This is a genomic window from Anaplasma phagocytophilum str. Webster (assembly GCF_000964685.1).
GTDB classification, from domain to species: domain Bacteria; phylum Pseudomonadota; class Alphaproteobacteria; order Rickettsiales; family Anaplasmataceae; genus Anaplasma; species Anaplasma phagocytophilum.
The window spans coordinates 503,741-515,384 of the sequence record NZ_LANS01000001.1 but is presented as its reverse complement, the minus strand read 5'-3'; the positions used below and the strand labels follow the sequence as shown (position 1 = coordinate 515,384).

General features: G+C 40.9%; 7 protein-coding genes and 1 pseudogene. 1 reads left to right on the top strand and 7 read right to left on the bottom strand.

The features are described 5' to 3' along the window. Window positions 1-42: 42 nt before the first annotated feature. The 7 genes and pseudogenes from virB11 to APHWEB_RS02090 form a co-directional block, all read right to left on the bottom strand. Window positions 43-1,041, bottom strand: coding sequence for a P-type DNA transfer ATPase VirB11 (gene virB11, locus APHWEB_RS02120; protein WP_011451401.1), 999 nt, complete (start codon window positions 1,039-1,041; stop codon window positions 43-45). 46 nt (window positions 1,042-1,087) lie between these two features. Next, complete coding sequence (locus tag APHWEB_RS02115; RefSeq protein WP_011451402.1) at window positions 1,088-2,392, bottom strand: TrbI/VirB10 family protein; 1,305 nt, start codon at window positions 2,390-2,392, stop codon at window positions 1,088-1,090. Between the two features lie 23 nt (window positions 2,393-2,415). Further along, window positions 2,416-3,258, bottom strand: a complete 843-nt coding sequence (gene virB9, locus APHWEB_RS02110) for a P-type conjugative transfer protein VirB9 (protein WP_021799173.1) — start codon at window positions 3,256-3,258, stop codon at window positions 2,416-2,418. After that, a complete protein-coding gene (locus APHWEB_RS02105; protein ID WP_370882748.1) occupies window positions 3,245-3,955 on the bottom strand; it encodes a VirB8 family type IV secretion system protein in 711 nt (236 codons plus the stop codon). Before APHWEB_RS02105 ends, virB9 begins: the two co-directional genes overlap by 14 nt. 786 nt (window positions 3,956-4,741) lie before the next feature. Then, window positions 4,742-5,554 (bottom strand): annotated as a pseudogene (locus tag APHWEB_RS02100) (P44/Msp2 family outer membrane protein); the annotation flags it as partial. Between the two features lie 321 nt (window positions 5,555-5,875). Then, window positions 5,876-6,991 carry a DNA replication/repair protein RecF gene (recF, locus tag APHWEB_RS02095; RefSeq protein WP_020849521.1) on the bottom strand — a complete coding sequence of 372 codons (1,116 nt, stop codon included), beginning with the start codon at window positions 6,989-6,991 and terminating at the stop codon, window positions 5,876-5,878. A 1,346-nt stretch (window positions 6,992-8,337) separates the two neighbouring features. After that, window positions 8,338-8,781, bottom strand: a complete 444-nt coding sequence (locus tag APHWEB_RS02090) for a hypothetical protein (RefSeq protein ID WP_011451409.1) — start codon at window positions 8,779-8,781, stop codon at window positions 8,338-8,340. Between the two features lie 192 nt (window positions 8,782-8,973). On the opposite strand from APHWEB_RS02090, the gene polA reads away from it, so the two are divergent. Beyond that, complete coding sequence (polA, locus tag APHWEB_RS02085) at window positions 8,974-11,532, top strand: DNA polymerase I (RefSeq protein ID WP_021798967.1); 2,559 nt, start codon at window positions 8,974-8,976, stop codon at window positions 11,530-11,532. Window positions 11,533-11,644 lie beyond the last annotated feature (112 nt).

Sequence of the window (11,644 nt, the reverse complement as noted above, 5' to 3'; positions counted from 1 at the left end):
TACTACAAAACAAAAGTGCTCACAAGTAATTATAACCGCAGATTACTTATTACCCTCTGAACACTTAGTGAACAAAATGTCTGAAACATGGCGCACTCCACCAGAGCTCCTCTTCAGCTGCACTATCACATCCACAATATTCATTATGTAATTCACAATCTGATCTGCTGGTAATCCCGTTCCTGCCTGTATTACCATAAGCTTTAACTGCTCTATAGCCATCCTTGGAGTATCAGCGTGCAACGTAGAAATAGATCCAGGATGCCCAGTATTAATAGCCCTCAAAAAACTAAAGGCTTCAGCACCCCTCAACTCCCCCACTATAATCCTATCCGGACGAAGACGAAGACATGCTTCGATCAAATCTTGCGTACCAACACGTGCTCTACCTTGCCCACCTTTAGAAGCAAGTAAATGTACGCGATTTGGATGAGATAGGACAATTTCCCTCGAGTCTTCAACAGTAATAATCCTCTCTTCTAAAGGTATAGCTCTCAAGGCAGCGTTAGTAAATGTAGTCTTCCCTGTAGAGGTACCACCACTCACAATTATATTCTTCTTTTTTTGTACCGCCGTTTCTAAAAATTCCTTTATTTTACCCTTAGATAGCAACTCACCTAATTCGCTATTTTCATCTCTGAGCTTGTCATTCTGCTGAGCAACATGAGAAAATGCCCCCATTTTTTCATAATCATCAAGCGACAACTGCATCGCAGAAGGCTTACGAATCGACATCACTATCTTATCACCCTCACATGCCGGAGGAAAAACTACCTGTACACGAAACCCGTTGGGTAAAGACGCAGAAAGCAGTGGCGTTTCCTCACTTAACTTTTGCTCCGTAGCCTGAGCAATAAGACGCCCTAACCCCCTGAGATGAGAAGTCGTCAATGCTGCAATATGCTCGCACCTAATATTTCCCCTATTTTCAACCCATACTTCACATGAGTTATTTATTGATATTTCATTTACTCCTTCTTCAGCAAATATATCCCGAAGCGGTTCAAGATAAGTTTCTAAAGCTGCACCACCCCCAGTCATATCCTACCTAAATCCTCCCTACCAAAACAACGTTTCACCTCCATACCTACCTCACCGCATCACGAGGAAATACTACGTCCTGATTCACAAATACCTTCATCACAGTACCCTGATCTACATAGACAGTCGGAGTCCTATTAGAATACTTATTCACAATCTCTTTCATAGAGTCAGAGAAATCCTTAATAGCATCAGAAACTATCTTTGTTGAAAGAGATGATGAAGTAGTTTTCTTCCCGTCTTTACCATCCGCAGGAGTCTCAACCTTAACAGTCTCAGTCCGCAACGACGGTATCTGCTCGGTCACATAAGCTGTCCCCAAAGATATACCCGCCAAAAAGATAGTAGAGGTCAATATGGAGCCCACTTTATTATCTACAACACCAGAAATACCATTTCTTCCTAGTTCATCAGTTCCACTAGACGCTATCTGTATATCAACGCCATGAGGTAAAATGACCCTGGACCAATTAACATCAACCCTTACATTGTTACCAGCAGAATCAAAGAAATAACTACCAATAAGCCTAGACCCCTTCGGTATTACAACCGCATCTCCAGAAGAAGCATATACATCTCTGGATACCACAGCCCTGAGCACCCCTGAAATATCCGAGTTTATTGCTGTCTCTAAAACAGCATCAATCATGTGACCTTGCAGTATTATATATCTCGTATCCCCCACTCTTGTCGCTCTAACACTAGGAGATTGAGTACCCTCTAACCCTTGCCACGCAGTAAACCGAGCATCTTCCTTCCCGCCAACAGAACCATCACCGGATTCACTACCAGCAGCTTCGCCACCACCGCCACCAAATGCGATCATAGGGGCTCCTCTTTTTTCTTTATCATACCCCAGAAACGACGGCTGCTCAGTTGTTATCGTCTTATACGGCAAAGGTAAAGATATCTCCTCGCGTTCAGGAGGAGCAATATTACCCATTGGTGAAGGAACCTCTTGAACGTTATACTCTTCAACAAACTCCTCCTCTACAGGCGGCTTAAGCAATTTTGTTACCACAGGAATATCAGGTACAGTAGGCATTACAAGCGGCGGCAACTCAGGCAACCTCGGTGGTGGCGTCAAGATTCTAGGAGCAGTCTCCTGAGCCGGCCTTCCCGCATCCTTCCTCAATTTTTCTACTTCCTTCTCTTCGATAACACGAGGAATCTGAGTATCTTCCTCATTATCCGAAGACTCCTTATTGAAGAAGAAAAAATAGTACATAAGTCCAGTAGCAATCAGCACCACTATGATAACAAAGAGCTTCTTACTCTTTGCTACACCTACTACATTAACATTATCCTCAATGTTCTCCCCGCTGCTAGAACCCCTTATTTCGTCAGCCATCCTGCACCTACTATCGACAAATTCTAACTAAGAGCCTGATTCACAACTTCTACACTCCTGCCATCACCAAAATCAAGGTAAAACAGCTCATGCACCCCCTCAACTATTACATAGTCCCTAAGAAGCAGCATTTTACATGGAACTTTTTTTCCATCCTTCTTCACAACGTAGATTTTGGGAATTTCTTTGTTATTTTTACCAAACTGAAAGTATGTCAGATATCCATCATCAAAAGCCTGCGTAGGAGCTAGAGAAACGTGAGCACTTCCACCAGTAAACATATAGTTGGTTCTAGTGGCATTTGGCTCTATTTCCACATCATCAGCATCTAAACTGCTAGCCAGGCTAGGAGGAGATATCTCAAGTTTCTGTCCCATGATATCAAAATTTCTATCACTCTGCGGATAGTAAAAACGCACTACATAAGCTAAGTCTGCTAATGCAGAATTAGTCTTTCCCAACTTGTTAATACTAGATGCAGCACCTCCACTCAGAGGAATCGCAGTCGATATCAAATCAAAAGCGTAACTCCGCCCCTTACTCGTTTCTATGAGCATATTAGTGTGCCCCTCTTTTTCCAAGGGCATGACGTATAACTTGTTGTCCACCGGCCTTATCTTCCAATTTGCATTATCTCCTAAAGCCATAACTCGCACCGTCTCACCTTGCGAGAATTCTATGTAGGAATGATAGCCATAGTTGAACACAACCGGAAAAACCTCATTCTGACTGTAGACAAATGTCTTTATTCTACTATCTACAGAAACTGGTACGCCAATATTTGTGCTGGCAAAGCATGCTTTACTCATAGAGAACAGCGCGAAAGCCGTTACCAAAGCAACATAAAAATTTTTATAGAAATTCATCATCCGCCCTATAGTAAGTGATCTGGAAGCCCAAAGGGTTCACCTGTCTATCTTGTTCAGTCATCTCAAGAGAGGAATACCTAAAGGAAAGAGTAGCAATTCTATCTCTCTTTACAATCGAGCCGCTATGATTAACGAATTCCATAGTAAACCGCACCTGAACCTGCCCTCCTTCTAGATGTTGCAGAGAGCGCACTTTTAGAGCTCCTGATACAACATCCGAATAAAGCGTCATAGGACTAGAAGGGTTACTAGGACGTATCCAACTACGAAACTCGCTATAGGTTTCTTGGGACGAAAGGAGACGTACTCTCGTATAGTAGTTATACTGGAAATTGTTGGGATCATAGAGCTCACGAGCCTTTATGTACTCCACTATAAAATAATTACTTAATACCTCGTCGGCAGAATACTGTTTTACAGTCATCGGGTTTACTAGCGTTGTAATCCCTGACTTCTTTTCTATTTCTACAACGAAGGGTTCTATTGTTCTTGTTTTCCCTATTCTGAAAATGACGAAAGTACTTACAGCGATACAAAATACCGACAACACTACAAGAAGAAGGAGTATATTGCGCTGCACGACCACGGAACCGTATCTGTCATGATACCAATCTCCGATCTTTCCCGACACGCAATCGCGCTCAGAACCTGTCACGGGCTTTTTTTTTTCCTTTCCAAGACCAAACATATCCAATACCAACTAGTTGAAACAAAACCAAGCAGTGGAGAAACCAGCCCCATTGCAAGGCTGCCCAAACATCATCAGAACCTACTATTCTTTTATTTACATCAAGTTAACACAAAAATCACTTCTTATTAGCACAACAGCAACGTCTAGTATAGCTTTTCCATTACGGTCTTTGTGTAACGCTATATCGTTCATACAACGCGGAATAGAGGCTTTTACTGAAGGATTTGCAAGATTCGTAAGAAAGAAATCTTTTTTAAAGCTATTATTAGGATATTCAGCAACAACGCTATACTATATCTTCACACATATAATCCCCATGGGTGTATATATCAACATCAATCGTTGATTCTGAAAGTACGTACAATCGTCAGTGCCAACTCTTAATCTTTTCCTTATTTGTCTAATAGTAAAGTTCTAGATATGAACCTTTCACTCCATGATGGAGAATTATAAAGCAACTCATTAGACTACTGTAACTTACGTCTAGTATTGATAATGACTTTACAATCTACCGCCCAAAAGTGAACCATATAGGAAGATACAGCAACTCGTCTCAGGTTCTAATTAGGGGTAGAAGAAAGCACGCTAATCTCCATAGAGTTATGTGATTTCCCATAACATCCGAAATAATATCTTAAATAGCTTACACCGAAATAAACCAAGTGCCTGATAACAGAACCGCTTCAGATATTGCAGATTACTGTAACGTACTCCCGCGGCACTTATCCTATGTACAATCTTTCATCCATTCCCAAGTTAACAAGGCAGAAGTGATGGCAATTCGTCTCTGATCCTTATGAAGGTAGAAGAAACCGCCCTAATCTCAACAACCTCGCCACCTTCAATAGTTTTAGCTAGTAGCCCAGCTACTATGGTTTTTTCGTCACTATTAAGAGCTACTAGGTCTCTAGCTACGGCGGTTGCGTTGTCGTTTGTTTCAGGCGCAGGATTCCTCTCTCCTTTCGTAATACCGTCAACAGCCGTAGATGTTGGCCAATTATGGCGACCATCTTTTAGCGTTTTCTCCACAAAGTCCTTTAATACTTCCGCTTTAGCTGATCCCCCCGTACCCGAACCAAAACCAGCCTTTGCCCCACACACAGCCACATCAAGCTTGTCACCGTCGGTCTTACTATTGTTTTCCGTCTTCACTGCATAGGTAGCAAACTTGCTGCCGTTCGCCTTCGTCCTACAAACCTTCCCATCAATATTAGGATGAGCAACCCCAACCGCCTTAGCAAACTGAACGATGTCCTTACCCGAGGTCTTGGCAAGAGCAGCGGCAAGGTTATCAGTCTGCCCAGTAACAACATCATAAGCTAACTCCTTAGCTAGTAGATATACTGTATCAGCTTCATCTTCCTTACTTCCACTATCTCTAATACCCTTGGTCTTGAAGCGCTCGTAACCAATCTCAAGCTCAACCCTGGCACCACCAATACCATAACCAACACTACCTTCCATAGCTACAAGCATGTTGTCCTTAAACCCAATCCGAGGATCAGGTGTGTTCCAGTCAAACTTGTGTGACTCTAGCTTTACACTCTTTCCATCCTTTAAGTATGGATATACTGCCTTAGTCTCTCCGTTACTCTCCCTTATATCCTTATATATCTAAATAATAGATTCCTAATAATAGAATCCTAGATAACAGGTCTCCAAAATTCCAAATTTATCTAAATCCATGGTTGGCTAGGATAATTGAACTCAGAACATACACGCTTATAAAACTTAGGGTAACTATATGAACCATAGATATAAACCCTGTGCATAATTATATCGCCAATGGCGGCTAAGTAGGGCACTTATACTTACAGATAGCTATAAAGAAAGCATCATAGTACTACGGACACTGCTTTTTTGCATAGAATCCGCACCTTGAGCTATAGCAGGAGCTGGAAGAAACACCCATTAACAGCATTTCTACATTTTACAAACGTTGTTGTTAGCAACGTGAAAGTATTGAAAATTTTCCCGGAATCCCTCGAAATTTTTCTCGTCCACGTCTGTTATCCATACTTGGCAACCTAAGTGTTCAATAATAGACATCAGTTCCTTTCGATGCTGTGGATCTAGGTGTGACATTATATCGTCTAGAAGCATTATAGGTGCTTGGCCATCAATTTTATGTTTCGCTGTTGCAGCTGTTAGCAAAAGTGATAACAGTAAGATCTTTTGCTCACCAGTTGAGCAACTACTTGCAACAAGGTCTTTTTTTTCATTAAAAACCTGAAAATTGTCATTATGCACACCAAAGGTAGTACATTGTCTTGCAGCGTCTATATTACGATTACTTCTCAAGCGTTCTGCATATGCATCGACTGCTTTATCAGGGTTATCTAGTAGTTCAAAAACTTTACTCTCTAAGCGTATAATGAACTTGAAAAATGTGGACCTTGAAGAATTTTCTGCCAATGTGGCATGCAATGTTTCTAATACATGCTGTCTTACTTTGGCGATATGTACACCACTGATGCTCATGATCTCCTCCAGACTGCTAAGCCAATGGTGATTATGTGGTGATTCCTGTAAGATTTTTTTTCGGTCACGTTTCGCCTTCTCATACTTGACCATATGAAGTGAATAGTCCTTGTCAAATATATGAACCATTCTGTCAAAAAACCTGAGACGCTCAGTAGGTGCCTTCAACAAAATATGGTCCAATTGAGGCACTAGCCACAGTATGCATAGGATCTTATGTAATGTACTGTAGAGACTAGCCTTTTCATCTATAGTAACAGAACGCTTATTGTTTTTTTTAGTTATGTCTACGGAGAAAAACTCTCCATTGCCAACTATGTTGTAATGCACTAACCACGGTATTGTTGTCCCGCTGTTCTGCATGCAATCAGCACTAACATTGCGCAAACCAGGGCCTTTTGATAACAGTGATACTGCTTCTAGGATGTTGGTCTTTCCTACACCGTTTTCTCCCAATAGTACAACCGATTTGCCATTGCTTTCTAATTCTACTTTGGAATAGTTACGGAAATTCACAAGTTTTACAACTTGTACGTATGACTGAAATTTGCAAGACATACAGAGAAATCTACCTCACCCACAGGGTGTTATACCCCACCTAAGTGTAATATAGTGAATTTTTTTGTTATGACGAGAATATAAACACAGATTGTACCCGAAGACTTAGATACCATCCTGCACAAATATTCACACTAGAACTTAGTTTTTATAGTGGCCACAAAGAATAGCATCACTACAAGCAAGAGAAGCAACACGAAAAGAAATATATTTTTCCCTCTGCGCGCACGTTTAAACTTAGACTCTTCTACCAAGATAATACCCCAAAGCTTTACTTAGATCTGCTGAGTATACTAGGAATTATTCAGCATGTCGTATCTAAAATATCAAGATGTTTCCATAATAGACACGTCATTATGTAGGGAATAGCTGGGCATTATGAGCAAGATACATAAATATAAACCATCAGTAGCATTGAAGTGTGCATGAAAAGCACCTCTAAAATGTTGATCCAACATACTAAGATGACTACTTAATGCAATTACCTTCGTTGGATTACTTCCTTGCAGTAAGTCAAGTAAGTTGTCTTGCTTAATTCATGATTAAGATTGATCCTAGGCAAAGGTGTGACTACTAAAACTGTAACACAGCCAGAAAGTTCCACTTACATAAAACGTTAAACCAAGATTATGTTGTTACGGAAATCCAGCAGTAGTCTTGATGTGTAGCACGTACAAAAGACATAATAGCTTTTCTTGGAGCAAGTTTTTGCTCTCGGGTAATAAGCAAAAGTGTAAAGCTTATCACAGGCATCATCTGAATTAACGCTGAATACAACAGAAAATTTCTAATTCCCGCATATTGATACGACAAGAGGTCATAGCAGTATATAGGCTGCATCTCGTAATATGCACTTCCATGAACACAAAACCCCGGTGGAAAAAAAGTTGGAACACCTCATTGTTACAGTACAACCTTTTACGGCATTCGAGCGCAAGTCTAATTTTATACCTTGTATAGCTAAAGTTTTTGAGTTTCTGCCATAATAGCAGCAAGCTCTAACGCGGTCTAAGCATAAAAAACAGTAGCCCACCACATTGTAAATCAACATGGGGCGTATTTAGCCATTTGGAATACTGAATTAAAGAGCATTCGCGACAAAAACTGCTCTTACTAAAGAGGCTACCGAAAATACGCTCTAGCAGTAGGGAATAATCTCACAAACCTAGGAAAGGTGTGACTAAACTCAGCAATTGCCAATTCACACTCAGCGTTGTATCGCTGTATGGTAGACACTATCCTAATAACGCGACATTATCACAATTGAAAATAAGACCAGGGGCAACGAGACACCGTGTGTGAGTGTGTGTGTATGTATGAGACACGGTGTCAGCTGCACAACGCTATTAGCTCTCCCTTTTCTTGCTAAAAAACGCCGTAAAACGTCCGTACTGCTTGCACAATAGTGCGATCCAAGCACTGTAGCGTGTTTTAAGCCCACCAGATACCTCTGGACCTGAGTTATCAACTGGTGATTGAATGTCTTCCGAAGAGCGAGATGCATGTTCACTTTTTACAGTGGATACATCGGGACTCAGGGATTCTTTGCGATCCTCTTCTGGCAATTGCCTTGCCTCAGCATGGGAATCGATAGCTACTTTATCGTCATTATGTGACTTTGAACTCCGGGAACGAACATCTACTGCTACATTCTTATTTGTAGTTGATGATACAGATTTGCGCGCTGCCGTGGTTGCTCTGCTTGCCCTGGCACCTGTAGCGATTTTTCTGGGTTTAGGCTGTCTGACCTCGCTTGAGCCCAGTGTATCAGTGCTTATACTTTGCTGCATGGGTCCGAACTAACTAACTTACAACCCGGAATTGTAATCACATCTTATTATTAAATTATAAAGGCAGAAGTATAAGTTTTCATGATGGTACCTACAGCGGAATTTTTTCTCAATGTTGTAAGTAATAATTCTTCGTACTAGAGAAGTTTTGAGTTTTACCATATCCTAGGGTTTTAGTCATAAAACAGTGTGATGGAAAAGAAAAGTTTTGTTATCGTCGACGCATATGGGTTTCTTTTTCGCGCGTATTATGCGCTGCCTGGATTAAGCACCTCATACAATTTTCCTGTAGGAGGTGTATATGGTTTTATAAACATACTTTTGAAACATCTCTCTTTCCACGATGCAGATTATTTAGTTGTGGTATTTGATTCGGGGTCGAAAAATTTTCGTCACACTATGTATTCCGAATACAAAACTAATCGCCCTAAAGCACCAGAGGATCTGTCACTACAATGTGCTCCGCTACGTGAGGCTGTTGAAGCGTTTAATATTGTAAGTGAAGAAGTGCTTAACTACGAAGCAGATGACGTAATAGCTACACTCTGTACAAAATATGCATCTAGTAATGTTGGAGTGAGAATACTGTCAGCAGATAAGGATTTACTACAACTCCTAAATGATAATGTTCAAGTTTACGACCCTATAAAAAGCAGATACCTCACCAATGAATACGTTTTAGAAAAATTTGGTGTTTCATCAGATAAGTTGCTTGATGCCATGGCTCTTACAGGAGATGCATCGGATAATATTCCTGGCGTGCCTAGCATAGGAGTAAAAACTGCTGCAAAGCTGATTAACGAGTTTGGATCACTAGACAATGTGCTGAATTCTGTAGAACAGGTGGCTCAGAAAAAGTGTCGCGACATGCTAACCGAGTACGCTGATCGAGCAATTTTATCACGTGACTTGATATCTCTGTGTCATGATGTAGAAGTCGAGGGTGATTTGGAGAAGTATGCTAAAAGAGTGCCAGATCCGGTAAAGCTTATGGCCTTTTTAGAAAAGTATGAACTAACTTCTCTAGAAGGCAAAGTGGCAAAGTACTGCAAGATGGTTGCTGCACCCATCCAGAGCAGTGAAGTAGTCAAGAAAGAAAACGAAAAATGCATAGACAAGTTGGAGGAGTTCCTGGAGCAATGTCAGCGCAGTGGGCTATTAGGGTTATACATAGAAGTAGAGCAAGGTTTTATCAGTACAATATTTGCTGCGTGCGATGAGACTAGATCTTTTACTGTCAGCAGTCCTGAAAAGGTGCAAAAGTTTGTGGCGGCAGTAACACCAATTCTGCATTCAGATTCGGTGCTCAAAGTTGTTTATGATGCCAAATCCATGATGCAGTTTTTTCCTGAGTTGCGGGCATTTGACGATATTATGATTATGTCGTACAGCCTTGATACAGGTCATCACGATCACGGCTTTGATAGCATGTCGCAGCGTCATCTTGGTCAAATTTTTGGTATTACCAATGGGTGCATATTGATACGGTTGCATCGAGTTATAATGAGAAAATTATTCTCAGCTAAGCTGTACACCGTTTATTACACACTCGAAAGGCCGTTAGTACCTGTAATATACGAATTGGAAAAAACAGGGATAAAAATAGACACTGAGTTATTGAAGCAATTATCTGATGAGTTTTCTCTATCCATAAGTAATTTGGAAGAAGAAATATTCGGCCTTGCAGGATGTAAATTTAACATAGCTTCCTCACAGCAGTTGGGTAAAGTCCTCTTTGAGCATATGCGTATTGGGGGAGCTAAAAAAATGCCTTCTGGCAGCTACTGCACCAATGCGGAAGTTCTTACTGCACTGGCATTAGATGGAGTTGAAGTTGCTGATAAAATTCTGAAGTGGCGTCACTTTACTAAATTAAAGAGCACGTACACAGACGCTTTAGTCCGGCAGGTTGATGCTAATACTGGAAGGGTGCATACAAAATATTCCATGACTGCTACGGCGACAGGACGGCTCAGTTCAAGTAACCCAAATTTGCAGAATATACCTATCAGGAGCAAAGATGGGGAAAAAATTCGCAGTGCATTTATTGCTGAGAAAGGCCATAAATTGATAGCAGCAGATTATTCACAAATGGAACTCAAAATCTTGGCACATATTGCTGATGTAAAAGCTTTTAGACAGGCTTTTGCTGAGGGATTAGACATTCACGTCGTTACAGCACAGCAAATTTTTGGTGAGTATTATGAAATTGATTATGAGCTCAGAAGAAGGGCAAAATCTATCAATTTCGGGATAATCTATGGTATGGGATCTTATGGATTAGCGAGAAATATAGGCATAAGCAGAAGGGAAGCTTCTGAGTACGTGGAACAGTATTTTCAATACTATCCTGAAATCAAGCGTTATATGGAAACAACAAAGGCATATGCAAAAAAGCATGGATATACTATTACTGCTTTTGGGAGGAAGTGCTTTATTGAAGGGATTAATAGTCCAAAGCGAGCTTTAAGTAGTGTTGCAGAACGAGCTGCAATTAACGCACCAATCCAGGGTACTGCAGCTGATATTGTAAAAAAGGCTATGGTAAGGTTGCAAGATCGACTCACGCAGGGAACAATGCTTCTCCAAGTCCATGACGAATTATTGGTAGAAGTCCCAGAAGAGCACGTACTCTCAGTTGCACGTTTGATGAAAGAAGTAATGGAGAGTGCTGTGGTGTTTTCTCTACCTTTGGATGTTAATATAAGCGTTGGAGATAATTGGGGAGACATGGTTGAAATCGAGGTATAAGGATGTATCACGAAGTGCATGCGATTTTAAGATTTATACTTTTAATCGATAAGTTAAATGCGTATGCACAATTTTGGCGTTTTACCTGTTGCAGCTTGAAAGCCTCTTGTTC